The sequence below is a fragment of the Vibrio sp. Isolate33 genome (assembly GCF_022397895.1).
In the GTDB taxonomy this organism is placed as follows: Bacteria; Pseudomonadota; Gammaproteobacteria; order Enterobacterales; family Vibrionaceae; genus Vibrio; species Vibrio pomeroyi.
Map to the genome: position 1 here is coordinate 1 of NZ_JAKEUP010000010.1, position 26,826 is coordinate 26,826.

The 26,826-nt window shown below is 44.7% G+C and carries 22 protein-coding genes and 2 tRNA genes; 18 read left to right on the top strand and 6 right to left on the bottom strand.

Annotation, left to right across the window (positions count from 1 at the left end; genetic code table 11):
- Nucleotides 1–179 precede the first annotated feature (179 nt).
- Nucleotides 180–1,613: a serine-type D-Ala-D-Ala carboxypeptidase gene (dacB, locus tag L1D37_RS14590; protein ID WP_239848321.1), complete on the bottom strand. Its 1,434-nt coding sequence runs from the start codon at nucleotides 1,611–1,613 to the stop codon at nucleotides 180–182.
- Nucleotides 1,614–1,725: 112 nt separating this feature from the next.
- Nucleotides 1,726–2,760, bottom strand: coding sequence for a porin (locus L1D37_RS14595; protein ID WP_239848322.1), 1,035 nt, complete (start codon nucleotides 2,758–2,760; stop codon nucleotides 1,726–1,728).
- Nucleotides 2,761–3,275: 515 nt separating this feature from the next.
- On the opposite strand from L1D37_RS14595, the gene greA reads away from it, so the two are divergent.
- Nucleotides 3,276–3,749, top strand: a complete 474-nt coding sequence (gene greA, locus L1D37_RS14600; RefSeq protein ID WP_017633277.1) for a transcription elongation factor GreA — start codon at nucleotides 3,276–3,278, stop codon at nucleotides 3,747–3,749.
- A gap of 123 nt (nucleotides 3,750–3,872) precedes the next feature.
- On the opposite strand, the gene yhbY is transcribed toward greA, so the two are convergent.
- Nucleotides 3,873–4,169, bottom strand: coding sequence for a ribosome assembly RNA-binding protein YhbY (gene yhbY / locus L1D37_RS14605; protein ID WP_004738252.1), 297 nt, complete (start codon nucleotides 4,167–4,169; stop codon nucleotides 3,873–3,875).
- Between the two features lie 114 nt (nucleotides 4,170–4,283).
- Between yhbY and rlmE the strand changes: the two genes are divergently transcribed.
- The 17 genes from rlmE (at nucleotide 4,284) to L1D37_RS14690 (ending at nucleotide 22,540) form a co-directional block, all read left to right on the top strand.
- A complete protein-coding gene (rlmE, locus tag L1D37_RS14610) occupies nucleotides 4,284–4,913 on the top strand; it encodes a 23S rRNA (uridine(2552)-2'-O)-methyltransferase RlmE (protein WP_017633278.1) in 630 nt (209 codons plus the stop codon).
- A gap of 107 nt (nucleotides 4,914–5,020) precedes the next feature.
- Nucleotides 5,021–6,976, top strand: a complete 1,956-nt coding sequence (gene ftsH / locus L1D37_RS14615; RefSeq protein WP_239848323.1) for an ATP-dependent zinc metalloprotease FtsH — start codon at nucleotides 5,021–5,023, stop codon at nucleotides 6,974–6,976.
- An 89-nt stretch (nucleotides 6,977–7,065) separates the two neighbouring features.
- Nucleotides 7,066–7,896: a dihydropteroate synthase gene (gene folP / locus L1D37_RS14620; protein WP_239848324.1), complete on the top strand. Its 831-nt coding sequence runs from the start codon at nucleotides 7,066–7,068 to the stop codon at nucleotides 7,894–7,896.
- A gap of 20 nt (nucleotides 7,897–7,916) precedes the next feature.
- Nucleotides 7,917–9,257 carry a phosphoglucosamine mutase gene (gene glmM, locus L1D37_RS14625; protein WP_176680394.1) on the top strand — a complete coding sequence of 447 codons (1,341 nt, stop codon included), beginning with the start codon at nucleotides 7,917–7,919 and terminating at the stop codon, nucleotides 9,255–9,257.
- Nucleotides 9,258–9,551: 294 nt separating this feature from the next.
- Nucleotides 9,552–9,884, top strand: coding sequence for a preprotein translocase subunit SecG (gene secG / locus L1D37_RS14630; RefSeq protein WP_017633282.1), 333 nt, complete (start codon nucleotides 9,552–9,554; stop codon nucleotides 9,882–9,884).
- A 16-nt stretch (nucleotides 9,885–9,900) separates the two neighbouring features.
- Nucleotides 9,901–9,985 (top strand) — tRNA-Leu (locus L1D37_RS14635).
- A 53-nt stretch (nucleotides 9,986–10,038) separates the two neighbouring features.
- Nucleotides 10,039–10,115 (top strand) — tRNA-Met (locus L1D37_RS14640).
- A 234-nt stretch (nucleotides 10,116–10,349) separates the two neighbouring features.
- Entirely contained in the window at nucleotides 10,350–10,805 is a 456-nt protein-coding gene (gene rimP, locus L1D37_RS14645) for a ribosome maturation factor RimP (RefSeq protein WP_004738265.1), read from the top strand.
- Between the two features lie 35 nt (nucleotides 10,806–10,840).
- Nucleotides 10,841–12,328 carry a transcription termination factor NusA gene (nusA, locus tag L1D37_RS14650; protein ID WP_017633283.1) on the top strand — a complete coding sequence of 496 codons (1,488 nt, stop codon included), beginning with the start codon at nucleotides 10,841–10,843 and terminating at the stop codon, nucleotides 12,326–12,328.
- A 22-nt stretch (nucleotides 12,329–12,350) separates the two neighbouring features.
- Entirely contained in the window at nucleotides 12,351–15,041 is a 2,691-nt protein-coding gene (infB, locus tag L1D37_RS14655) for a translation initiation factor IF-2 (protein ID WP_176680393.1), read from the top strand.
- A gap of 134 nt (nucleotides 15,042–15,175) precedes the next feature.
- Entirely contained in the window at nucleotides 15,176–15,589 is a 414-nt protein-coding gene (rbfA, locus tag L1D37_RS14660) for a 30S ribosome-binding factor RbfA (RefSeq protein ID WP_017633284.1), read from the top strand.
- Nucleotides 15,589–16,548: a tRNA pseudouridine(55) synthase TruB gene (gene truB, locus L1D37_RS14665; RefSeq protein ID WP_176680392.1), complete on the top strand. Its 960-nt coding sequence runs from the start codon at nucleotides 15,589–15,591 to the stop codon at nucleotides 16,546–16,548. Before rbfA ends, truB begins: the two co-directional genes overlap by 1 nt.
- A gap of 211 nt (nucleotides 16,549–16,759) precedes the next feature.
- Entirely contained in the window at nucleotides 16,760–17,029 is a 270-nt protein-coding gene (gene rpsO, locus L1D37_RS14670) for a 30S ribosomal protein S15 (protein ID WP_004728948.1), read from the top strand.
- 352 nt (nucleotides 17,030–17,381) lie between these two features.
- Nucleotides 17,382–19,502 carry a polyribonucleotide nucleotidyltransferase gene (pnp, locus tag L1D37_RS14675; protein WP_239848325.1) on the top strand — a complete coding sequence of 707 codons (2,121 nt, stop codon included), beginning with the start codon at nucleotides 17,382–17,384 and terminating at the stop codon, nucleotides 19,500–19,502.
- Nucleotides 19,503–19,626: 124 nt separating this feature from the next.
- Nucleotides 19,627–20,550, top strand: a complete 924-nt coding sequence (nlpI, locus tag L1D37_RS14680; protein ID WP_239848326.1) for a lipoprotein NlpI — start codon at nucleotides 19,627–19,629, stop codon at nucleotides 20,548–20,550.
- A gap of 155 nt (nucleotides 20,551–20,705) precedes the next feature.
- Nucleotides 20,706–21,113, top strand: a complete 408-nt coding sequence (locus L1D37_RS14685; protein ID WP_026084112.1) for a MarR family transcriptional regulator — start codon at nucleotides 20,706–20,708, stop codon at nucleotides 21,111–21,113.
- An 89-nt stretch (nucleotides 21,114–21,202) separates the two neighbouring features.
- The gene (locus L1D37_RS14690) at nucleotides 21,203–22,540 is read left to right on the top strand and encodes an MATE family efflux transporter (protein WP_239848327.1); all 1,338 of its coding nucleotides are present in this window, start codon (nucleotides 21,203–21,205) and stop codon (nucleotides 22,538–22,540) included.
- Nucleotides 22,541–22,624: 84 nt separating this feature from the next.
- On the opposite strand, the gene L1D37_RS14695 is transcribed toward L1D37_RS14690, so the two are convergent.
- The 3 genes from L1D37_RS14695 to L1D37_RS14705 form a co-directional block, all read right to left on the bottom strand.
- A complete protein-coding gene (locus L1D37_RS14695) occupies nucleotides 22,625–23,503 on the bottom strand; it encodes a U32 family peptidase (RefSeq protein WP_176680389.1) in 879 nt (292 codons plus the stop codon).
- An 18-nt stretch (nucleotides 23,504–23,521) separates the two neighbouring features.
- Complete coding sequence (locus L1D37_RS14700; protein WP_239848328.1) at nucleotides 23,522–24,535, bottom strand: peptidase U32 family protein; 1,014 nt, start codon at nucleotides 24,533–24,535, stop codon at nucleotides 23,522–23,524.
- Nucleotides 24,536–24,715: 180 nt separating this feature from the next.
- Complete coding sequence (locus tag L1D37_RS14705) at nucleotides 24,716–26,755, bottom strand: bifunctional diguanylate cyclase/phosphodiesterase (RefSeq protein WP_017629626.1); 2,040 nt, start codon at nucleotides 26,753–26,755, stop codon at nucleotides 24,716–24,718.
- Nucleotides 26,756–26,826 lie beyond the last annotated feature (71 nt).

Consider the following 26,826-nt stretch of genomic DNA (forward strand, 5'->3'; position numbering starts at 1 on the left):
GAAGTCATTCGACGATATGTACGGCACCAAGACAAGCAGGACATAGAGTATGAACAACAACTGCAGTTATTGAAGAACTGATAGCGCGGACGCCCCCTTCTAGGGGGTTATAAAGCAAAACCGCCTTCTAAGAAGGCGGATATTTTTTGTTTAATTAACCGCTTACAACAAACTGAACGCTACTGAGATTTGCCCTGTATTTGACTAAACTCCACCACATCTTTGTAGAAAGCGCGTTCGAACTGAGTGATTGGTGCTTCCACTGGTTTATCAGGATCTGACTTTTCAGGGAAATAATCACGAACAAACTGCACGAAGATTGAGTTTGGATTACCTGATTTATCTAAACCAAACCCCGCCATATTGTAACTGCCGTATAAAGATCCGCTTTTGGCTATGATGTTGCCTTGAATCGGCTCTTTTCGCATGCTTGGACGGTATTTGAGAGTTCCATTAGTACCAGAAGTAGGCATAACCTTAATCAGGTTGAGCTGTTGATCGTTTTCCCAGATATAACGCAGAACTTGCGCCATGGTCTGCGATTTCATTCGGTTATTTCTAGATAACCCTGAACCATCGACGAGCTGCGCTTTACTGAGGTCGATGTTGGCCTTAGTCAGTAAGATCTGCTTTATCGCTTCAGTGCCGTTATTGAAACTGCCCGGTTGAACATAAAATGTCGCACCTAGCGTTTTGGTAAGGTTGTCAGCAATTAGGTTGTCTGATTTCTTCAGCATGATATCGAGCAGTTCTGGAAGATTTTCAGAATGGTGGCTAGCGACTAATGTTATTTTGTCTGCTTTCTCTTTTTTCCCAAGGATCACATCGCCTTTAATCTGGATTTTCAATTCTTTAAGAAGTGATGTAACGACTTGAGAGGTATAAAGCTCTGGGTTTTGAATCGCAAACTTGAGTGGCAGTGGTTTCTTACGCTCAACCAAGCAACCAGAAAGCTTGTAAGCGTTGTCTGGGGTAGTAATGAGCTCTAAGTCGCATTGTGTGGCCTTCTGCCCTGAGCGCGTTACGGTGGCTGCAGTGGTTGTCACGTCTATCGGATAATGTGCAGGGATATATACACGCGTTGTCCCGTTATCTTTTGTATAAATAGAGGTTTGTGCGCAGTTGCTGTCCAGTGTCATCGCGCTAGAAGGCGCGCTGTAACAAACGCCTAAAATATCCCAAGGCCAACCAACGGCACGTTGATAGCCCGTATAAGCCGAGTTATCGAGGTATAAGTTGCCTTTGATGGTTCTAGATTGTGACTTAGCGTATTGAGCTAAAAGGCTTTTTAGATCTTCTCGTTGTAGTGTTGGGTCACCGCTGAATGAGATCACAACATCCCTATTAGAGCGAGCTATGTCGGTCGTGTAGTGAAAGTCATCCCCCAGTTCCAACTTAGCCGCTAAAGCCGTAACAAGTTTTAAAGTGCTGGCTGGTGGATAAAAGCCATCACTGTTGGTATTCATTTCATTTGAATCGCCACTCAATGACTGCAGTATTAAGCTTGTGCTGCTGCCATCGGGCAGTTTATCTAAAGGGGCGTATGCGAAAGCGTTAATAGAGGAAACGCTGATGGAAAAACTACACAGAAGTAGAGTAGGTAGAAGGCGCATAGAAGATTTTCTTGGATGGCTGATTTTTTCAGTATACAGATATAAAAAACGCCCGCTAGATAGCGGGCGTTTTGATTCTCAATTAACTAATTAATCAATTAGATAATCAGAATTAGAAGTCGTAACGTAGACCTAGAGCGATTTCGTCTTCAGCGTCAGCAGAATTTGCTAGGCCGTTTGATACTAGGTTAGTTGTACCGATCTTATCGCCTTCAGAGATTAGGTTGAAGTTGTAAGATACGTAGCCACGGAAGTTAGGCTTAAAGTAGTACGTTGCATCGATTGCGATGTTGTCTGCAGACGTTTCGCTATCAGTTTCAGCGTTGTTGTACGTAGTTGTGAATACCGTTTGACCTAGCGTGTAAGCCGCTGCAAATTCGTAACCAGTGTAGTCAACAGATTTATTGTTGTACTCATCGCCCGATACAGTAGTTGCTTGTTTTTCACCATCAGTGAATACACCTGCGAAGTACAGGTCAGAGATAGCGTAAGATGCAGAAAGCATGTACTCGTTAGATTGGTCTTGGTCTGCGTAACCAGCACCTAGTTTAGCGCCAGTTTCGCCGATTGCGTAGATAGCAGATAAAGAGTAACCATCTTTACCGTTGTCTGTGAACTCACCGTTAGTCTCTTCACGGTCAGCGAAACGGTAGCTTGCTTTTAGACCTAGGTCTTGGAATTGACCTTTGTAAGAAAGCATGTTGTCTGAACGGTCAGCTACAGCTAATTTGTCTGCTGCAGAGTTACCGTGGTAAGCCATGATATCTGTGAAGTCAGTGATTACACCTAGAGCACCTTCGTTTTTACCGTAAGTTACTTCACCGAATGTACCGCCTAGACCAGCGTAAGTGTAACGGTTAGTGATGCTGCCGTCGTTGTTATCAGTAGCGCCGCCGTTTTCAGCAGTTGTGAATTCGCCTTCGTAGAAACCAACACCGTATAGGCCGTCTTGGATTTCAACTTTACCTAGGAAGTTAAGACGGATACGTGTTTTGTCTTCAGCTTTGCCATCTTTTAGAGATAGACGAGCTTCAGCACGGCCGCCCATTTCAACAGAGTTACCGTCTTGGTTGTATAGTTCTGCCGCGTTAGCGCCAGTAGCAAGAGCTGCAGCAGATACAGCAAGCGCGATCATAGTCTTGTTCATGTTATTAATTCCTAATTACTGTCCATAAAGGTATTTATCAAGGATTTGAATCCTTTTTGTGTATTGCTCGTATTAATCAAGCTTCATAATCATGCTTAGAACAAAAGCGTGAAACTTGCCAGAGCAATTCATGGGGTACTTTTTACCTCTAAAGTTCCATTGCCAGTTAGTAAAATGATATCAATAGAAATAGTGAACACTGTTTTATTATATTTGCTGTTATTTAAGTGTTTGTTTTTATTTTATTTTTATAAAAGTGTGATCTGTGTTTATTTGGTTTGTTTTTGTTTTTTTTAGGTATTTTGTCGCTGACTTATTGATGGGTAGGTTATTATTCATTTTTGTGATGTCTGTAATTTAGACCTAGATAAAGCTTTTATAACGCAAAGTGGAATAAAGGTGATTTAGCTATAAAGTTTGTTTACACTAAGCCAAATCGTTTTGTTTCTATCACCCAATAAATATGTTGGGTGGATTTATGTTGGCCAAAGAAAGCTTTGGCATAGAGGTAAAAAATGGAAAAGGTTCCAATGACAGTACGTGGCGCTCAGCAGCTACGTGACGAATTAGATCGCCTACTTAAGCTGCGCCCTATTATTTCAGCAGCTATTGGTGAAGCACGTGAACTGGGTGACTTGAAAGAGAACGCAGAATACCACGCGGCTCGTGAAGAGCAGGGTATCTGTGAAGCTCAAATTCGAGATATCGAATACAAGCTATCACTTGCTCAGATCATCGATGTAACTCAGATGGATAACACTGGTAAGATTATCTTTGGTACGACAGTGACTTTGATTGATGTTGATACGGATGAAGAATTCCGCTACCAAATCGTTTCTGAAGACGAAGCTGACATCAAAACTGGCCGTATTTCTGTGAAATCACCAATTGCTCGCGGTCTTATCGGTAAGATGGAAGGCGACGAAGTAATGATCTCTACCCCTGGTGGTGACAAAGACTTCGAGATCGACAAAGTAGAATATATCTAATTGAATTTTCTTTGTTTCTGATAAGTAAAAAGGTCGCTTAATGCGACCTTTTTCGTTTCTCACGCTACACTAAAAGATAAGCGCAGTGGCTTTCTCTTGGCGAAGTTAGCTTATATTAAGCTCTTATTTACGTGGAATCTCGATTTTACGTGCTTCTGACTGACGGAACAGTACTAGAACTTTACCGATAGTCTGTACTTTCTCAGCTTTAGTTTCACGTACAATTGCATCGATAATCAGTTGCTTAGTCTCACGGTCTTCTGATGCAACTTTAATCTTGATCAGTTCGTGGTGGTCTAGAGCTAATTCGATTTCCGCTAGAACAGCTTCAGTAAGTCCATTTGCGCCCATTAGCACAACAGGTTTTAAACTGTGAGCTAGGCCCTTTAGATGCTGCTTTTGTTTGGTACTTAGGTTCATTACGCGGCCAATTTTCTTTACTATTAGGGTTGAAAAAACCTATTTTAACGCCATCTAAAGCTGAAGACTATAATTTATTCAGCAATTAGTACTTTCCTCCAATTTAGGTATCCAATGAGCAAACAGAAACACTCGGCCAGTTCAGGCCGTTGGTTGAAGGAACACTTCGACGACAAGTACGCAAACGAAGCAAGAAAGAAAGGCTATCGTTCACGTGCTTATTTCAAAATGGAAGAGATTCAAACGAAAGATAAATTGCTGTCTCCTGGGATGACCATTGTGGATTTAGGTGCAGCGCCTGGCGGTTGGTCTCAATATGCTGCTAAGATTGTTGGAGACAACGGACAAATCATTGCGTGTGACTTGTTACCAATGGATCCGATTGCTGGCGTTAGCTTCTTACAAGGCGATTTTCGTGAAGACGCTGTGCTAGAAGCTCTATTGGAACGTATACAACCAAACATGGTTGATGTAGTGATGTCAGATATGGCGCCTAATATAGCAGGCAACAATTCTGTGGATCAGCCAAGAGCTATGTATTTAGTTGAATTAGCTTTGGATATGTGTCGACAAGTTCTAGCTACCAATGGTAGTTTTGTTGTAAAAGTATTCCAAGGCGAAGGCTTTGACCAATATGTTAAAGACGTCCGTGAGATGTTTAAAACAGTCAAAGTTAGAAAACCCGACTCTTCTCGTGCTCGATCTCGTGAAGTGTTCATCGTAGCCACTGGTTACAAAGGTTAACGATTCTCTTCCAAGAGTGAGAGTTAACAACATGGCTACAGGTTACAAACTGTAGTACCCTACCTTTAATTACAATTAGTTATCGAGAGGCTTACACCTTGAGTGACATGGCAAAAAATTTAATTCTGTGGCTTGTTATCGCGGTAGTGTTGATGTCGGTGTTCCAGAGCTTCGGCCCTGGGGAAAGTAACGGCAGAGCAGTAGATTACACCACGTTTGTACAGGAAGTTGGCCAAGGCCAGATTCAAGACGCACAGTTCAATAACAGCGAAATCACTTTCACACGTCGTGGTGGTGGTTCTAAGTATGTAACTTACATGCCTGTTTATGATCAAAAGCTACTTGATGACTTAATTAATCAAAACGTAAAAGTTCAGGGTACACCACCTGAAGAGCAGAGCCTACTTGGCACTATCTTCATCTCTTGGTTCCCAATGATCTTACTGATTGGTGTGTGGATTTTCTTCATGCGTCAAATGCAAGGCGGTGGCGGCGGTAAAGGCGCTATGTCTTTCGGTAAGAGTAAAGCTCGAATGATGAGCGAAGAACAAATCAAAACGTTGTTTGCGGATGTTGCTGGTTGTGACGAAGCAAAAGAAGACGTAAAAGAGCTTGTTGATTACCTTCGAGACCCAAGTCGTTTCCAAAAACTGGGTGGTAAGATCCCGACAGGTATCCTGTTGGTTGGTCCTCCTGGTACTGGTAAGACATTGCTTGCAAAAGCGATTGCTGGTGAAGCGAAAGTACCGTTCTTTACTATCTCAGGTTCTGACTTCGTTGAAATGTTTGTTGGTGTTGGTGCATCTCGTGTACGTGACATGTTCGAACAAGCGAAGAAAGCGGCACCTTGTATCATCTTTATCGATGAAATCGATGCGGTAGGTCGTCAACGTGGCGCTGGTGTTGGTGGTGGTCACGATGAGCGTGAACAAACACTAAACCAAATGCTGGTTGAGATGGATGGTTTCGAAGGTAACGAAGGTATCATTGTTATCGCTGCGACTAACCGTCCAGACGTACTAGACCCAGCACTACTTCGTCCAGGTCGTTTTGACCGTCAAGTTGTGGTTGGTCTACCTGATGTACGTGGTCGTGAACAGATTCTTAAAGTACACATGCGTAAAGTTCCACTATCGGGCGATGTTGAACCATCTTTGATTGCTCGTGGTACTCCAGGCTTCTCTGGTGCAGACCTTGCGAACCTTGTGAACGAAGCGGCTCTATTTGCTGCTCGTGGTAACAAGCGCAATGTATCTATGGTTGAGTTTGAACTTGCGAAAGATAAGATCATGATGGGTGCAGAGCGCCGTTCAATGGTTATGTCCGAAGAAGTGAAAGAGTCAACGGCTTACCATGAAGCAGGTCACGCGATTGTTGGTCGCTTGGTGCCTGAACACGATCCAGTGTACAAGGTGTCAATCATTCCACGTGGTCGTGCACTTGGTGTGACGATGTACCTACCTGAACAAGACCGCGTAAGCATGTCTCGTCAACATCTAGAATCAATGATTTCTAGCTTGTACGGTGGTCGTCTTGCTGAAGAGCTTATCTACGGTAAAGACAAAGTGTCGACTGGTGCGTCTAACGATATCGAACGTGCAACTGATATTGCGCGTAAGATGGTAACGCAGTGGGGCTTCTCTGAAAAACTGGGTCCTCTTCTTTATGCTGAAGAAGAAGGTGAAGTTTTCCTAGGTCGCGGCATGAGCCAAGCTAAGCATGTTTCAGACGATACAACTAAGCTGATCGATGAAGAAATTCGTATTCTAATCGACCGCAACTATGCTCGTGCGAAGCAAATTCTTGAAGAGAACATGGATATCATGCACTCGATGAAAGATGCACTAATGAAGTTTGAAACGATCGATGCAGGTCAAATTGATGACTTGATGGAACGTAAAGACGACATTCGTGAGCCAGCTGGTTGGGGTGATCAGGTGAAAGCAGAACCTGCAAAGGAAGAAGCTAAATCAGAAGAAGTTACAGCCGAACCAAAAGCTGAAGAGTCGAAAGTTGAAGAAGTTAAATCTGAAACAGATGATGCTCAAAACAAAGATTCTTAATCGCTAAGTTATAAATTAAAACCCTGAGTACGCTCAGGGTTTTTCTGTTTATAGCCCAAGATGTTTTTACCTTTTAAGACCCGCCTTTCATGATATTAAAAGCACACAATAAAACACTCGTTTTAGATCGCCCACATGTAATGGGTATCCTCAATGTCACGCCTGATTCTTTCTCTGATGGCGGAAAATTCAATTCACTAGATAATGCATTACTGCAAGCTGAGCGCATGATTCAAGCTGGCGTGAGCATTATTGATATTGGTGGTGAATCGACTCGTCCCGGTGCTCCTGACGTTTCCCTAGAGGAAGAGTTAGCTCGAGTTATCCCTGCGATTAAAGCGATTCGCGCTAAATTTGATGTTTGGATCTCTATTGATACCAGTAAAGCGGAAGTGATGCGTCAAGCTGTTGAAGCGGGTGCAGATTTGATCAATGATGTGCGCGCGTTACAAGAGCCCGGTGCTTTAGAAGCTGCCGCTGATGCGAAGGTTCCGGTTTGCCTGATGCACATGAAAGGTCAACCAAGAACCATGCAGGCCAATCCTAGTTACGACGATGTTCTAATGGATGTTGAAGCTTTCTTACAAGAAAGGGTTGAAGCTTGTGAGGCGGTTGGTATCTCAAAAGAACAGCTGATTCTAGACCCAGGTTTTGGTTTTGGTAAAACTATCGAGCACAATTACCACCTATTAGCGCACCTTGAGAAGTTTCATACGTTGGGCTTGCCTGTCTTGGCGGGAATGTCGAGAAAATCGATGATCTTTAAGCTACTAGACAAGGCGCCTGCAGATTGCATGGTAGCAAGTGTGACTTGCGCGACCATTGCAGCAATGAAAGGTGCACAAATTATTCGCGTTCACGATGTCGAAGATACATTGGAAGCGATGAAGATAATCGAAGTGATGAATAACAATCACTAATCATAATTAAGGAAATCAACATGTCTGATAAAAGACGTTACTTCGGCACAGATGGTGTGCGTGGCAAAGTAGGCCAGTACCCGATTACACCTGATTTTGTTCTGAAGCTTGGCTGGGCTGCGGGGCGTGTTCTTGCAAAACAGGGCACAAAGAAAGTGATCATTGGTAAAGATACTCGTATCTCAGGTTACATGCTTGAATCAGCTTTAGAAGCTGGTCTTGCTGCTGCTGGCCTTCAAGCTACATTTACGGGACCAATGCCAACACCTGCGGTTGCTTACCTAACACAGACATTCCGCGCAGAAGCGGGGATTGTTATCTCTGCATCGCATAACCCTTATTACGATAACGGCATCAAGTTTTTCTCTTCTGAAGGTACAAAACTTCCAGACGATATCGAGCTAGCAATTGAAGCTGAACTTGATAAAGACATTGAGTGTGTTGATTCTTCTGAGCTAGGTAAAGCAGTACGCTTAAACGATGCGGCTGGTCGTTACATTGAATTCTGTAAGAGCACATTCCCAAATCAGATGACACTTGCTGGAATGAAGATTGTTGTCGATTGTGCACACGGCGCAACTTACCATATCGCTCCTGCGGTATTTAAAGAGTTGGGCGCTGAAGTGATTGCTATGGGCGTTGAGCCAAACGGCACCAACATCAACCATGAAGTTGGTGCAACCGATGTGCGCGCTCTGCAAGCAAAAGTGGTTGAAGAGAAAGCTGCACTAGGCCTTGGCTTTGATGGTGACGGCGACCGTATCATCATGGTTGACGAGCTAGGAAATAAAGTCGATGGTGACCAAATTGCTTACATCATTGCACGTGATGCATTGCGTCGTGGTGAGCTGAAAGGTGGTGTTGTTGGTACACTAATGACGAACCTGGGTATGGAAAACGGCCTTAAGCAACTAGGCATTCCATTTGTACGTGCCGCTGTAGGTGACCGTTACGTGATGGAACAACTTTTGGCTAAAGGTTGGAAGATCGGTGCTGAAAACTCGGGTCACGTTATCCTATTAGATAAAGTGACAACCGGTGATGCTATCGTTGCTGCGCTACAAGTTTTAGCTTCGGTTGTAGACAGTGAAATGACGCTGAACGAGCTTTCGCAAGGTATGACTCTATACCCTCAGGTTCTGGAAAACGTTCGTTTCAGCGGGGATTCAAACCCATTAGAAGCAGAAGCAGTGAAAGCAGCAGTTGTTGAAGTGGAAGCTGAGCTTGGTGAGAAAGGTCGTGTGTTATTACGTAAGTCTGGTACTGAGCCATTGCTACGTGTGATGGTTGAAGGCGAAGATGCCGATCTTGTTCAAGCATCTGCGCTTAAGATTGCTGATGCAGTAAAAGCAAACTGCTAATTTAACCTTTTACTGGATAGGCGTAGTGAATAGCGCCTATGATTTGAAGTGATTGACTTATATAACGGTCAAGAGATATAACGGTCAAAAGAGACGTAAATGAGTTTTGTGTCGCTTTTGACCTTTTTTTGACCATTCACTTGGTAAAGGCTTATTTTTTAGCAAATTCTCCTTGTCAGCCATCGTCGCATTCGCTAGTATTGCTCGGCCTTCAGTTAGGAGGTCGCTAGCCTTGTTCTTAAAAATAGTTTTTTGAACGGCGCTGGCTCAACAATTAGGAACATAGGTGGAAAAATGTTTACAGTTCTACTTGTGATTTACCTGTTGGCAGCGCTTGGTGTAATTGGCCTAGTGTTGATTCAACAAGGTAAAGGCGCAGATATGGGAGCCTCTTTCGGTGCTGGCGCTTCAAACACTGTGTTTGGTGCTGGTGGCTCAGGAAATTTCCTTACCCGAATGACTGCAATTTTTGCAACTACATTTTTTATCCTTAGCTTAGTGCTTGGTAATATGTCTACACATAAGACTGAGTCACAGTGGATTGACCCGACCCAAGGTCAGGTAATTCAGCAAGCTGATGATGCAGTGAGTGAAGTTCCATCGCAAGGCGATGAAATTCCACAATAATCTGTAAAGATTTGATGCCGAGATGGTGAAATTGGTAGACACGCTAGCATGAGGTGCTAGTGCCTTAGGGTGTGAGGGTTCGAGTCCCTCTCTCGGCACCATGTTTACAAACTTGTAAAACATCTTGTTGGGCGTATAATGCTCGCAAGTCGGACGCGGGATGGAGCAGCTTGGTAGCTCGTCGGGCTCATAACCCGAAGGTCGTCGGTTCAAATCCGGCTCCCGCAACCAATTTCAATGCTATTATATAGCTTGTGTTGGTAGCAAGTTTGCACAGTGTGAACCTCACTGTGAGTTAAGTGCGATATCGAATGTGATGGCACTTAGCATATAAGGGTCCAGCAACAAAAACCCCGGCTTATACGGGGTTTTTTGTTATCTAAGCATTTGTAAATGTATTTAGATAATGTTTGCTTGGAATTTAAATTGGGCTTTGAGCCCTTTTTTTGTTTCTGGAGTGGTTAAATGACTGGTTTAGAAAGACAACTTACTGAAATGCTTGACGCTCCAGTAGCAGCATCAGGTTATGAGTTAGTTGGATTAGAATTTATTCGTGCTGGTGAGCACTCAACGCTACGTATTTACATCGATTCACCAAACGGTATCAATGTAGATGATTGCGCTGAAGTTAGTCACCAAGTAAGTGCCGTAATGGACGTTGAAGATCCAATTTCAGTGGCTTATAACCTTGAAGTGTCTTCACCAGGTTTAGAGAGACCACTGTTCAAAGCAGAGCATTACCAACAATTTATTGGTCACGAGGTAAGCATCGTTTTGAAAATGGCTGTCGGCAACCGTCGTAAATGGAAAGGTGATATCCAATCTATTGAAGGCGAGACAGTAAAAGTATTGGTTGAAGGACAAGAAGAAGAATTCGTCCTGAGCAATATTGCGAAAGCGAACCTGATCCCTAAATTTTAGTTCTCCTAGAGAGAAGAGCTTAAGAGGCTAGATTAATGAACAAAGAAATTTTGGCGGTAGTAGAAGCTGTTTCTAACGAGAAAGCAGTTCCTCGTGAGCGTATTTTTGAAGCGCTTGAAATCGCGCTTGCAACAGCAACTAAAAAGAAAAGCGAACTAGAAATTGAAGTTCGTGTTGAAATCGACCGTAAAACGGGTGATTTCGAAACTTTCCGTCGCTGGGAAGCTGTTGAAGAAGTTGAATTCCCAACGAAAGAGATCTCTCTTGAAGCTGCAAAGTACGATGATCCAGAGATCGAACTTGGCGGTTTCATCGAAGACGACATCGAATCAGTTACATTTGACCGTATTACGACTCAAACAGCTAAGCAAGTTATCGTACAGAAAGTACGTGAAGCTGAGCGTGCTCAAATCGTTGAACAGTTCATCGACAACGAAGGTGAGCTAGTAACGGGTGTTGTTAAGAAAGTTAACCGTGACACAATTATCCTAGACCTAGGTAACAACGCTGAAGCAGTAATCCTTCGTGATGACCAACTTCCTCGTGAAAACTTCCGTCCAGGTGACCGTGTTCGTGGTCTTCTATACGCAGTTAAACCTGAAGCTCGTGGTTTCCAGCTATTCATTACTCGCTCTAAGCCTGAAATGCTTGCTGAACTATTCCGCGTTGAAGTACCTGAGATTGGCGAAGAGCTAATTGAACTTAAAGGTGCTGCACGTGACGCTGGTTCTCGTGCTAAAATCGCTGTGAAAACAAACGACAAGCGTATTGACCCTGTTGGTGCGTGTGTTGGTATGCGTGGTGCACGTGTACAAGCTGTTTCTGGTGAGCTTGGCGGCGAGCGTATCGATATCGTACTTTGGGACGATAACCCGGCTCAGTTCGTAATCAACGCAATGGCTCCTGCTGATGTTGCTTCTATCATCGTTGATGAAGATGCACACTCTATGGATATCGCTGTTGAAGCGGATAACCTAGCACAAGCTATCGGCCGTAGCGGTCAAAACGTACGTCTAGCATCTCAACTTACTGGTTGGGAACTGAACGTAATGACGGTTGAAGATCTTCAGAAGAAACACCAAGAAGAAGCCGTTGCTTCTATTGAAAACTTCATGAAGCACCTAGACATCGAAGAAGACTTTGCTCAACTGCTTGTTGAAGAAGGTTTCTCTACACTAGAAGAAGTGGCTTACGTACCAGTAAACGAACTTCTTGAAGTAGATGGTCTAGACGAAGGCATCGTTGAAGAACTTCGTAGCCGTGCTAAAGATGCACTAACGACTCTAGCACTTGCGAAAGAAGAAACTTTCGACGGTGTTGAGCCTGCTGAAGACTTGCTAGCTCTTGAAGGCCTAGAACGTGAAATGGCTTACAAACTGGCAGCTAAAGGCGTGGCAACATTGGAAGACCTAGCTGACCAAGGCGTTGATGAACTAGAAGGCATTGAAGACCTAACTGCAGAGCGTGCGGGCGAGCTAATCATGGCTGCGCGTAACATCTGTTGGTTCGGCGACGAAGAATAATTCAGCAAGGAGAGAAAGCGGTATGACACAATTAACAGTTAAAGCACTGAGTGAAGAGATTGGTACGCCAGTTGACCGCTTAATTGAACAACTTGCTGATGCAGGCATGAAGAAATCAGGGTCGGATCAAGTAACTGATTCAGAGAAGCAAACATTGCTAACGCACCTTAAAAAGGAGCATGGCGATACTTCTGGTGAAGCAGAGCCGACTCGTTTAACTCTTCAACGCAAGACCCGCAGCACGCTAAGTGTTGCCGCTGGAGGCGGTAAGAGTAAGGATGTTCAAGTAGAGGTACGTAAAAAACGTACTTACGTGAAGCGCAGCGCTATTGAAGACGAAGCGAAACGTGAAGCTGAGGATGCAGCATCACGTGAAGCGGAAGAGAAAGCACGTCAAGAAGCTGAAGAGCTTGCGAAACGTGAAGCTGCAGAGAAAGCACAGCGCGAAGCTGATGAGAAAGCAAAACGTGAAGCGGATGCAAAACGTGATGCTGAAGAAAAAGCTCAACGCGCACAAGCTGAAAAGGCTAAAAAAGACATGAATTCAAAAAATGCAGACGCTAACGCACAAGCGAAAAAAGAAGCGGATGAACTAAAAGCTCGTCAAGAGCAAGAAGCAACTCGTAAAGCAGAAGCTGAAGCAGCTAAGCTTGTAGAGGAAGCTCGTAAGCTAGCTGAAGAAAACGAAGCTCGCTGGACTGAAGAAGAGAAGAAGAAGAAAGAGCAAGAGAAGTCTGCGGACTACCACGTGACTACTTCTACTTACGCGCGTGAAGCTGAAGATGCAGCGGATCAGAAAGAAGAAAAAGCGCCTCGTCGTCGTAAAAAGAAAGCAGCTCCAGCTAACCAACCTGGCAACAACCGTGGTGGTCGTAACCAACGTGGTCGTGGCGCTAAAGGTAAGCTTGCGAAACCAACTTCAATGCAGCAAGGCTTCGATAAGTCAGCAACTGTTGCTAAGTCTGACGTTGCTATCGGCGAGACTATCGTTGTTTCTGAACTGGCTAGCAAAATGTCAGTTAAAGCAACTGAAGTTATCAAAGTAATGATGAAGATGGGCGCTATGGCGACTATCAACCAAGTGATCGACCAAGAAACAGCACAGCTTGTTGCTGAAGAGATGGGTCACAAGGTAATCCTACGTAAAGAAAACGAACTTGAAGAAGCAGTACTAGCTGACCGTGATAGCGATGCAATCGCTGAAGGTCGTGCTCCTGTTGTTACTATCATGGGTCACGTTGACCACGGTAAAACTTCAACACTGGATTACATTCGTAAAGCACACGTTGCTTCTGGCGAAGCTGGCGGTATCACGCAGCACATTGGTGCTTACCACGTAGATACTGACAACGGCATGATCACTTTCCTTGATACTCCTGGACACGCGGCGTTTACAGCTATGCGTGCTCGTGGTGCTCAAGCGACAGATATCGTTGTACTAGTAGTTGCAGCAGACGATGGCGTAATGCCACAAACAATCGAAGCAATCCAGCACGCGAAAGCGGCAGGCGTACCTCTGATTGTTGCTGTGAACAAGATCGATAAAGAGGGTGCAAACCCAGACAACGTTAAGAATGAGCTAGCTCAATACGACGTAATCCCTGAGGAATGGGGCGGTGAGAACATGTTCGTTCACATCTCTGCAAAACAGGGTACAAACATAGATGGTCTTCTAGAAGCTATCCTTCTTCAGTCTGAAGTTCTTGAACTTACAGCTGTTAAAGAAGGCATGGCGTCTGGTGTTGTTGTTGAATCTCGCCTTGATAAAGGTCGCGGTCCAGTTGCAACAGTACTAGTACAGTCAGGTACTCTAAACAAAGGCGACATCGTTCTTTGTGGTCAAGAGTACGGCCGTGTTCGTGCAATGCGCGATGAGAACGGTAAAGAAGTAACTACAGCGGGTCCTTCTATCCCTGTAGAGATTCTAGGTCTATCTGGCGTTCCTGCTTCTGGTGATGAAGCAACTGTTGTTCGTGACGAGCGTAAAGCACGTGAAGTAGCGAACTACCGTCAAGGTAAATTCCGTGATGTTAAACTAGCTCGTCAACAGAAAGCTAAACTAGAGAACATGTTCGCGAACATGGCTGCTGGTGAAGTTGCTGAACTGAACGTAGTACTAAAAGCTGACGTTCAAGGTTCTGTAGAAGCAATCGCTGATTCTCTACTGAAACTATCAACAGACGAAGTTAAAGTGAACATCGTAGGTTCTGGTGTTGGTGGTATTACTGAAACTGATGCAACACTTGCAGCAGCTTCTAACGCTATCATCCTTGGTTTCAACGTTCGTGCTGACGCAACTGCGCGTAACACGGTTCAGAACGAAAACCTAGACCTACGTTACTACTCAATCATTTACCAACTGATCGACGAAGTTAAACAGGCAATGGGCGGTATGCTTGCTCCTGAATTCCGTCAAGAGATCATTGGTCTTGCTCAAGTTCGTGACGTATTTAAGTCGCCTAAACTTGGTGCAATCGCTGGTTGTATCGTTACTGAAGGTACGATTAAGCGTAGCAACCCAATTCGTGTACTTCGTGAAAACGTTGTTATCTACGAAGGTGAGCTAGAGTCACTTCGTCGCTTTAAAGACGATGTTCAAGAAGTTAAGAATGGTTACGAGTGTGGTGTTGGCGTTAAGAACTACAACGACGTACGCGTTGGTGACCAGATCGAAGTATTCGAAATCGTTGAGGTTCAACGTACTCTAGACTAATCAGTCTGTACGACTCGACATATTGACTAAGGTTACTAACATTACTAGTAAAGGTAATAAGTAATCGGTTGTTGAATACACCATGGGGGGCTGGTAATTACCAAGCCCCCCATCTTTCTAAGTGAGAAAAGAAAATGTCAAAAGAATTTAGCCGCACACAACGTGTGTCTCAGCAGCTTCAAAAAGAGCTAGCACTTATCCTACAACGTGAAGTTCGTGACTCACGTATCGGTATGGTAACCATCTCAGACGTAGAAGTGTCTCGTGACCTTGCTTACGCAAAAGTATTCGTTACTTTCCTATGTATTGGTGAGCAAACACCTGAATCATGTCTTGCTGCTCTTAAAGAGCACGAAGTGCCAATCCGTATGGCGCTAGGCAAGCGTATTCGTCACCGTCTAACGCCTGAAGTTCGTTTTACTTACGACAACACACTAGTAGAAGGCATGCGTATGTCTAACCTAGTAAGTGAAGTGCTAAACGATGATAAGCGCAAGCAACAAGAAGCTGGCCGTACTGACGAAACTCAGTCTAAGGGCGAAGAGTAATGGCTCGCCGTCGTAAAGGTCGCCCTATTAACGGGGTAATTCTGTTAGATAAGCCAACAGGCATTTCGTCTAATGATGCACTGCAAAAAGTAAAGCGTATTTACTTTGCAGAGAAGGCAGGGCACACCGGTGCTCTGGATCCTCTTGCGACTGGCATGCTGCCAATTTGTCTTGGTGAAGCAACGAAGTTCTCTCAGTTTCTTCTAGATTCTGATAAGCGCTACGTAGTGATCGCCAAGCTTGGTGAGCGTACCAATACCTCTGACTCAGATGGTGAAGTGGTAGAGACACGTGATGTAAACGTGACTCAAGAACAACTTGAGCGTTGTATCGAAACCTTCAAAGGTGAAACTGACCAGATCCCTTCAATGTTCTCTGCTTTGAAATATCAAGGTAAGCCTTTGTATGAATACGCACGTGCAGGTATCGAGGTTCCTCGTGAGTCTCGTAAGATCACGGTGTACTCTATTGAACTGCTTCGCTTTGAAGGCGATGAAGTTGAGATGGAAGTACATTGTTCAAAAGGCACTTACATCCGCACAATCACCGACGATCTTGGTGAGATGCTAGGCTGTGGTGCTCACGTGACCATGCTTCGCCGTACTGGTGTAGCAAAGTACCCTTACGAGCGTATGGTAACGTTGGAACAACTGAACGAGATCTTAGAGCAAGCGCAGGCGCAAGAAATTGCACCTAAAGAGCTGCTTGATCCACTGTTGATGCCAATGGATACTGCTGTTGAAGACTTACCAGAAGTAAACCTGAATGCGGAACTGACTGACCTAGTTCAGCATGGTATGCCTGTTCAGGTTGCTGGTGCGCCGACGGAAGGTACGGTTCGCATGACAAGCGGTGAAGAGAAGCTGTTTGTTGGTGTTGCTCAAATTGCTGAAGATGGTCGTGTAGCACCGAAACGTTTGGTTGTTTTCAGAGATGAAGAACCACAAGCGAGTGCTTAAATCGAGTGAGATATTCGCGCTGAGTCGTTAAAGACGAGCAAATAAGACAGAAAGCGGACGCCTAATTTAGGCGGTTCGCTTTTTTCGTTTTTAAGGTGTTCGATTGTTATTGCACCAACTGACAAACTTCCCTATAATCCTCGGCTCGCGTAGTGGCTGAATCAGAGATTGGCTGCTACAAATATTAAACTACTCTTATCAGGAGAGAATTATGTCTCTGAATGCAGAAACTAAAGCAGCAATCGTTGCAGAATACGCACGCGCTGAAGGCGATACTGGTTCACCAGAAGTACAAGTAGCACTACTAACTGCTTCTATCAACCACCTTCAAGGTCACTTCAAAGCACACAAAGGCGATCACCACAGCCGTCGTGGTCTTCTACGTATGGTTTCTAGCCGTCGTAAGCTTCTTGACTACCTGAAAGGTAAAGACCTTTCTCGTTACCAAGATCTAATCAAGCGCCTAGGCCTACGTCGCTAATAGCGATGTCTGCAAAGACTGTTTGAAGAAAAGGAGCATTTATTGCTCCTTTTTTTGTGCCTGAAAGACAGAGTTTGAAGTAATTCACGGAGCTTTTTCAGCGCGAAAATATCCCTGTATATAAAAATAGTTTATACTATGCCTCGCCTGTACAGCTATCTGTATAGGTATTATACGACCCAGAAGTTACAGTCACAGATGTCGGCCAATAGGTCGCGACTATTCAAAGTGGATGCTCGTTGTATTTTTGATATAACGAATTAATTCCGTCTGCTTTGACTAGTCGCGATTGGTGATTTTTGGGTTCCAACTTACTGACTCTAAAGAACACTCTTTAGATAAAGGAAATACAATGTTTGAGAAACCAGTTGTAAAAACGTTTCAGTACGGTAACCACACAGTTACTCTAGAAACTGGCGTTATTGCTCGTCAAGCTACTGCAGCAGTTATGGTAACAATGGACGACACTTCAGTATTCGTATCTGTTGTTGGTAAAAAAGAAGCGGTAGAAGGTCAAGACTTCTTCCCTCTAACAGTTAACTACCAAGAGCGTACATACGCTGCTGGTAAAATCCCAGGTGGCTTCTTCAAGCGTGAAGGTCGTCCATCTGAAGGCGAAACACTAACGGCTCGTCTAATCGACCGTCCAATTCGTCCTCTTTTCCCTGATTCATTCAAGAACGAAGTTCAAGTTATCGCTACAGTAATGTCTGTAAACCCAGACGTTCAACCTGATATGGTAACAATGATCGGTACTTCAGCGGCTCTTGCTATCTCTGGTATCCCGTTCAACGGTCCAATCGGTGCTGCACGCGTAGGTCACATCGACGGTCAACTTGTTCTTAACCCAAGCACAACTGAACTTGAAGCTTCTAAACTAGACCTAGTGGTTTCTGGTACTGAAGGCGCGGTTCTTATGGTTGAATCTGAAGCTGATAACCTAACTGAAGAAGAAATGCTTTCTGCAGTTGTTTTCGGTCACGATCAACAACAAGTTGTTATCAACGCTATCAACGAGTTCGCAGCAGAAGTTGCTACTCCAGCGTGGAACTGGGAAGCACCAGTAGTAAACACTGAGCTTAAAGCTCGTGTTGCTGAGCTTGCAGAAGCTCGTTTATCTGACGCTTACCAAATCACTGAAAAAATGGCTCGTTACGAGCAAGTTGGCGCAATCAAGAACGACGTTGTTGAAGCACTACTAGCTCAAGACGAAGAACTAAACGAGCGCGAAATCCGCGGCATGCTTGGTTCTCTAGAGAAAAACGTTGTACGTAGCCGCATCATCGCTGGCAACCCACGTATCGACGGTCGTGAAAAAGACATGGTTCGTGCGCTAGACGTACGTACTGGTGTTCTTCCACGTACACACGGTTCTTCTCTATTCACTCGTGGTGAAACTCAAGCTATCGTTACTGCTACTCTTGGCACACAACGTGACGCTCAAATCATCGATGAGCTAACAGGCGAGCGTAAAGACAACTTCCTACTACACTACAACTTCCCTCCATACTGTGTTGGCGAAACTGGTTTTGTAGGTTCTCCTAAGCGTCGTGAAATCGGCCACGGTAAGCTAGCTAAGCGTGGTATCGCTGCAGTAATGCCTTCTGTTGATGAATTCCCATACACAGTTCGTGTTGTATCGGAAATCACTGAATCTAACGGTTCTTCTTCAATGGCTTCTGTATGTGGTACATCTCTAGCTCTTATGGATGCTGGTGTTCCAATCAAGTCTTCTGTTGCGGGTATCGCAATGGGTCTTGTTAAAGAAGGCGACGACTTTGTTGTTCTTTCTGACATCCTTGGCGACGAAGATCACCTAGGTGACATGGACTTTAAAGTAGCAGGTACTAACGAAGGTATCACTGCTCTTCAAATGGACATCAAGATCGAAGGTATCACTAAAGAGATCATGCAAATTGCTCTTAACCAAGCGCAAGGTGCACGTAAGCACATCCTTTCTGTAATGGATGAAGCTATCTCTGGTGCTCGTGAAGATATCTCTGAATTCGCTCCACGTATCCACACAATGAAAATCAGCTCTGATAAGATCAAAGATGTTATCGGTAAAGGCGGCGCAGTTATCCGTGCTCTTTGTGAAGAAACGGGTACTACAATCGAAATCGAAGACGATGGCACAATCAAGATTGCTGCTACTGAAGGCGCAGCTGCTAAAGAAGCTATCCGTCGTATCGAAGAGATCACAGCTGAAGTTGAAGTTGGCCGCATTTACCAAGGTAAAGTTGCTCGTCTAGCTGACTTCGGTGCATTCGTAACTATCCTTCCAGGTAAAGATGGTCTAGTACACATCTCTCAAATCGCTGACAAGCGCGTTGAGAAAGTGTCTGACTACCTAACTGAAGGTCAAGAAGTGCCAGTTAAGGTTCTTGAAATTGACCGTCAAGGTCGTGTACGTCTAAGCATGAAAGAAGCAGTTGAAACGCCAGCTGAAGGCGAAGCACCTGCTGCTGAGTAATTCTCAGTGTGTCGATGGTGATATCGCTTTTTAGTGATTTCTAACCTATCGTCAACAAAGCATGTTATAAAGGGGAGCATATCGCTCCCCTTTTTTATTGCGGTCATAACAGGAGTAATTATTTGTGAAATGGTTTCAAACCGCGAGTATGTGTTTACTGCTTGTACTAACTGGTTGTGCAACAACATCAGATAACGCCTCACGTTGGGTTTATCCACCAATGGCTGTGCCACTGCAACCAAGCGTTCAGCAAGAAGTTCAAATTGCACGCCTTAGTCAGTTATTGCAGCGCCCAGATTTGAACGATGAAGTTAGAGCTAAGATGCTGTTTGAACGTGGTAACTACTACGACAGTGTTGGCCTGCGTGACTTAGCGCGCCTCGACTTCAACCAATCTCTTTCATTGAACCCTGCTCAACCTGATATCTTCAATCTTTTGGGTGTTTACTTTACGCAGGTAGGGGAGTTTGATGCGGCTTACGAGTCTTTTGATTCTACTCTAGAGCTTGATCCTGCAAACTCTTATGCAGAAAGAAACCGCTCAATTGCTCTCTACTATGGCGAACGTTACGACTTAGCCAATGAAGAGATGATGAAGCACTACGCCGATGATCCTAGCGATCCGTTCCGTGCATTATGGTTGTACATCATTCAGCATGAACTCACGCCAGAACAAGCGAAGCTTGATTTACAAAAGCGTTACGAAAGCCGTGATGAGCAGTGGGGCTGGGTGTTAGTGGCCATCATGCTTGATGACATTACCGAAGAGCAGGCTTTCAAGGCGATCTTAACCGGTACTCGTGACAACACATTACTGGCACAGCGTCTAACAGAGACTTACTTCTACCTTGCTAAGCGTTACCATATGAACGGTGACTACGCGAATGCGATCTCTTTGTATAAGCTGTCTGTGTCTTTCAACGTGTATGAATACGTAGAGCACCGATACTCCTTCTTAGAGTTAAGCCGTATCTTCACTACGCTTAAAGCCGAACATCTAGCTCAAGTTAAGTTGGCAGAGGCTGAAGAAGAAGCTAACGCTCGATAAGCAATACATCATGAATATTAAGAAGCCGCTGCCTGTCAGCGGCTTTTTTTATGACTGTTTTTTATGATCTTCATCTCGTTTTGATTGCTTTTTATTTAAACAATATTAAAATAGTTAGTCTTGCTAACTAAATGTTATTCTTTGATCGGGTGAGTATGCTAAACCAGAATTTAGAAAAGATTGAGCGCTTCGCCTCTAAGATATGGCGTACTCAGGTGAATGAAGATCCTATCTGCCAATTGAGCTTCAACGAGTATGATTATCTGAAGGTCATACAGGCTTCACCAGAGCCGATTCGATTGACTGACCTTGCTATTGAAATGCAGGTGACTAAGCCCTCAGCGACCACTATGGTTCAAAGGCTTGAGAGAAAAGGCCTGGTTGAACGCAAGGCGTCACTTGAAGATGCAAGATCCAAGTTAGTGGTATTGACCAACAAAGCTGAGCTGGGTTTAGAAGAGGAGAGCAAGATCTACCAAGTGATGGCTCAAATACTAGAAAGCCGTTTATCTGAGCAAGAATCTAAGCAATTGAACCTATTATTAGACAAAGCTTTGAAGTAAATAATTTAGATATTTAGTTAGCCTTGTTAACTAATTTTACGAGTCATATCTCGTTGATATGCGACTCACAAATGAAAGTAGAGTAAGAAATGAGTAACTCAATTAGTCGTCAATTTTGGCGATACACAATCCCTACCGTGGCGGCGATGTTGGTTAATGGCCTGTACCAAGTGGTGGATGGCATTTTCATTGGCCGCTATGTTGGCGCTGATGGACTCGCGGGTATTAACGTCGCGTGGCCTGTGATTGGTTCAATTCTCGGTATTGGTATGCTGGTGGGCGTAGGTACTGGTGCGCTTGTCTCGATTCGCCAAGGTGAAAAAGACACTCAAGGTGCTAAGCAGATCCTGGCGACCGGTTTAACCTTGCTACTGGCGATAACGCCGATTGTTTCAGCGTTACTGTATCTGTTTGCCGACAACTTTTTGCTTTGGCAGGGTGCAGAAGGGCGTGTGTACGAACTTGGCCTGCAATATTTACACATCCTAATTGGTGCTAGTGTCTTCACTTTGGGCTCTATCGCGATGCCGTTTCTACTGCGTAATGACGACAGCCCGAACTTAGCCACGATCCTGATGATTGTCGGTGCGGTGATTAATATCGTTCTGGACTACCTGTTTATCGCTCAGTTTGGTTGGGAGTTGATGGGGGCGGCACTAGCCACAGCAATCGCACAATTTGTGGTAACGGGCTTAGGTCTGGCTTACTTCTTCTCACGCCGAGCAAACTTACGCTTACGCTGGAATGAGTTGCGATTAAAGCTATCTGTTATCCCACAGATCTTCGCAATTGGTACATCAAGCTTCTTTATGTACGCCTATGGCTCGATGATGGTGGCGCTACACAATGCGTTGTTCTCTCAATATGGCGACCAGTTGATGATTGGTGCTTACGCTATCTTGGGCTACATCGTGACGGTTTATTACCTCACGGCTGAAGGTATCGCAAATGGTATGCAACCATTAGTGAGTTACAACCATGGTGCGCGTAACCAAGCGAATATTCGTAAGTTACTTAAGATTGCGATGTTGAGTTCAGTATTGATTGGTGTGGCGTTTGTGTTGCTTCTCAACGCGTTCCCACGTGAGTTTGTGTCAGTCTTTAACTCGGACGAACCACAGCTAGTAGAGTACACAGTATTGGGTATTCGACTACACATGTTTGCATTGGCACTGGATGGTTTCTTAGTGGTAGCGGGCGCTTATTACCAAGCAGTGAACAAGGGCAGCAAGGCGATGTTTGTGACGATAGGCAATATGCTTATCCAACTGCCTTTCTTGTACATCATGCCGAAGTTGTACGGTGTGCCGGGGATCTGGATTGCGTACCCATTGTCTAACATTGCGTTAAGCGTAGTGGTTATGGTGATGCTCTACAAAGACGTAAAGAAGCTCGATGCTTCGCAGATGGAAACAGCGACGGCATAGATCGCTTTTCTTAAGTCGAACTAAAAAGGTCTAGCGAATGCTAGACCTTTTTTGTATCTGTCGCTGATAGGTTTAATTATCGAACTAGATGTTTTTTACGTCTAAACCTGCGAGTTGATGCCAGTAACCATTACATTGGCGGCTTTCAATCTTCATCGGGTTTTGACCTTGTTCGTTAGCTCTGAAGTTATTAATTTCAGAGAAGGTATCGATGCCGAGCGGGCTTAAACGAACTACATCAACCAAGTCGTGCATGTTGGGTAAATCATTCACTAGGTTGTAGCAGTAACCCGATTGGGTCTGGATACCATTAAGGTTGAATACCGATTGGCCTTCTTGGCTCTCGACCTGCAGTCCGGTTGGGTACTTAATACAGCAGGTTTCACAATCGTCTTTGGCTTTGTTTTCTGCGCGAGCGGTAAAGCAGCGTGCTGAGTAAGCAAGAGGCAAGTAACCGTGGCTAAATACTTCGACTTCGAACTTGTTACGAATATTGAGTTCTTCACATTGTGTCATCACATTGCTAAGCCATTCACGAGAAAGCTCGACAGGCATACACCAGCGCGTCATACCTTGCTTTAGGAACAGGTTCAGCGTGCGTGCGTTGTATGTATTTACCGCAGGGCCGACAACGAAAGGTACTTTGCTTTCGCTTGCCAGTTGAATAGCAGACACGTCATTGGCTTCAATCGCGAAGTCACCGTTATCAATGTACTTCTTCATGATGTTGACTTCGCTTGGCGCTTCCAGCAATGCCATGGTCGACAATACAACTTGCTTACCTGAAGCAGACAGCTCTTTAGCGATGTCCATCCAGTGTTTCGCTTTCATCTCACGACGTTTTGAACACACGGCTTCACCGAGATAGATGATGTCAGCGGAGCTTGATTTCGCTTGCTCATAGAAGCTTTCAACATCTTGTTTTGGCCAGAAATAAAGTAGAGGGCCTAATGCGTATTTCATTGAGTTCTCCATTTGGCTCTATTGCCATTTACGGTGATAAGCGCCAAGCGTGGTTTGTGTACCTTCAGATACATTCGCCAGCGTCGCATTCCAAGCTTGTTCTACTTGGTATTGTTCAGGATTTGCTAAGTAGCGGTCGATGGCTGCACGCCAAGTGCGAGTCACTTGTTCAACATAAGCTGGGCTGCGCTGACGACCTTCAATCTTCACTGAAGCAACATTCGCAGCGAACAACTCAGGAAGCATTGATAATGTGTTAAGGCTAGTCGGCTCTTCAAGTGCGTGGTAGCGCTTACGCTCACCGTCGATCTCCGCTTCAAAGCGACCTTTACACAGCGTTGGGTAGCCCGCGTTCTCACCTGCTTCATACTTATCAATAAGGATTTCATTCAAGCGAGACTCTAGGCCTGTTTCTGTCTCTTGCCAGCGAACGTATTTCGCAGGAGAGCATGCGCCCACTGTATTTGGTGATTCGCCAGTCATGTACGAAGATAGGTAGCAACGGCCTTCTGCCATGATACACAAGCTACCAAAAGCGAATACTTCAAGGTCAACGTCAGAAGTGATGTTACGAGAAAGCTGTTTGACCTGATGAATCGATAATACACGTGGCAGTACAACACGCTTAACGTTGAAGTTTTTGTGGTAGAAGTCGATCGCAGCGGCATTGGTTGCTGATGCTTGTACTGATAGGTGCAGCTCAAGATCAGGGTACTTATTTGCCGCGTATTCGAGTACTGCGATGTCTGCGATGATCAGTGCATCGACACCCAGATCAGCCGCGTTGTCTACCGCATTAGTCCAGCGTTCGAAGCCATTTGGGTGAGCAAACGTATTTAAGGCAACATGAATTTTCTTGTTGCGGTCATGTACATACTGCACGGCACGATCGAGCTTTTTACCCGCAAAGTTTAGTCCTGCAAAGTGTCGGGCATTGGTATCGTCTTTGAATCCGATATAGACAGCATCCGCACCGCAATCAATGGCGGTTTTCAAAGCAGGTAAGTTACCCGCTGGGCATAAGAGTTCCATTTGCTCACTACCAGTAGAATTAAGTTGAAGCGAGCATTTTATGAAGAATTGTGAATGACGGAATTGATGTAAGGCAGGTTTAGATGGATAAATCTGCTTTTACTCCGTTTGAGGTACTGACGAGCGGTGGTTTTGTGTGTTGCTTTGGCTTTGGAGGAGGTGTGTATTCGAATCGTCTAATCAGTTCTTATGACGGCGGTTTTGTGCGAATAGCTCTTCAACATCTTGTTTCGGCTGTGGGCGATAGAAGTGGAAGCCTTGAATGGAGCTACAGTTGAGGTTCGACAGAAGCGTCGCTTGCTCACTGGTTTCGACACCTTCTGCAACCACAGTTAAATCGAGAGATTTACCCAGGTTGATGATGTTTTCAATTACGGTAATTTGCTTTGGTAGGGTATCGATATCCGAGATGAAAGCACGGTCGATCTTAAGCTCATCAATAGGGAAGCGAGCAAGGTAAGACAGAGAAGAGTAACCGGTACCGAAATCATCAATCGATAGGGCGAAGCCGAGCTTTTTGATGGCGTTGAGCATTTGCAGCGTGTGTTCACTGTCACTCATCACTGCACTTTCTGTCAGCTCAAACGTAATTGCACTTGGGTCTAGCTCTGTCGAACGCAGTAGCTTTTCCATGTAATCAATCAGCTTTGGATTACCAAACTGTTCAGGAGAAAGGTTGATCGCTACACGGCCTGGCAGGATCCCCTGCATCTTCCAGCGTTTAACGGTCGCAAATACTTCACGCATCACCACACGACCAAGCTGCTCGATAAGGCCAGCACGTTCTGCAACTGGGATGAAAGCGGCAGGACTGATGTAGCCTTCAACTGGGTGTTTCCAACGAACTAGGGCTTCTGCTCCGTTGATGGTGAAGTCACGGGCGTTTACTTTTGGTTGGTACCAAACCTCGAGTCCGTTTTGTTGCAGCGCCTTCTGAAGCTCTATCTCAAGCCACAGTCGCATACGTGCTTCTTTGTTCATCTGTTCGTTGAACTTGATCAGGCGATTACGACCACGATCTTTCGCCTCATACATCGCAGTGTCGGCATTTTGTAAAAGGATGCGAGCATCCGTACCATCTTGAGGAAAGCTTACACTACCAATAGAGCAGGCTAAGCGTTTACTAAAGTGGTGAAGATCGAAGGGTTGGTTGATCAAGGAAATGATCTTTTCAGCGAGCATTTCAGGTGTTCGTTGATGTTCAGGCTCTGGCAGAATAATACCAAATTCGTCACCACCTAAATGACCGATAACGGCTTGACGAGGCAGCAAGCGTTTTAAGCGAGAAGCGACCTCTTTAATCACTTTGTCACCGATGTGATGACCCAGTGAGTCATTGATATTTTTAAAGTTATCAATGTCTAAGTAGAGCATGACAACAGGCGTGTCGTTGTGAATGAACTGCTCAAGGCGCTTGGTAAACCCAACTCGGTTGTAGAGCTTAGTTAACGCGTCGATATAAGCATCTTCACTGTTTGCCGGAGTGTATTGTTTTGCGGTTTCTTGTGCGTCTTGGATAAGCACAAGTTGGGTGCTACTGCCGAGAATGGCCGTTGAGTCGATGTTGAGTTGAACCTTACGTTCAAAGCCACATCGAGCGCCCGTTAAGCAAACCAAACCAGACTCAGAAATAATAGAGCTCAGGCTATTATTGAAGACTGTTTTGGTTTGTTCATCGATAAATAAGCGGCCTAACTCTTCGCCAATCAGCTCAGTAGTGGAATTGAAACCAAGTAAGCGAGCTGCTGCTGGGTTGGATGACAAGATGTAGTCGTTCTCAACCAAGAGTAATCCGTCTGGGAGTAGGTGAGAGAGCTTATGGAATTTCGCTTCGGACTCTTCTAAAGAACGGACAAGGACTTGGTTCTCTGATGTATCGAAGGCATGAAAGACGATGTAGTCAGTTTTGTTGCCGTTTGCTAGAGGGGATAAGCTGAAATGAAGGCTGGTATCGAGGTCAGTTTCGTTGAGGGTAACTTCGGCCTCAATTGTTTCGCCATTGAAGGCGCGCTCATAGTAAGGCTTAAGATGTTGGTAGAATTGCTCGCCTAAGGTTTGACGGTCATTCATGCCTGCAAGCTCTGTTTGGCTCAAACCAGCAATATCGCAGTAACGCTCATTCACCATAAAATAGTTATGTTGAGCATCAAGTACTGCAAAAAAGAACGGACTATTTGCAGTTAGCTGGGTAAACCAATGTTGTAGTTGCTGGGGAGGCATCAAAGTACTACCAATTCTCCAAGAGCTTGAATATTCACTATCGATAAATATTTATTACTTTTTGTGTGGTT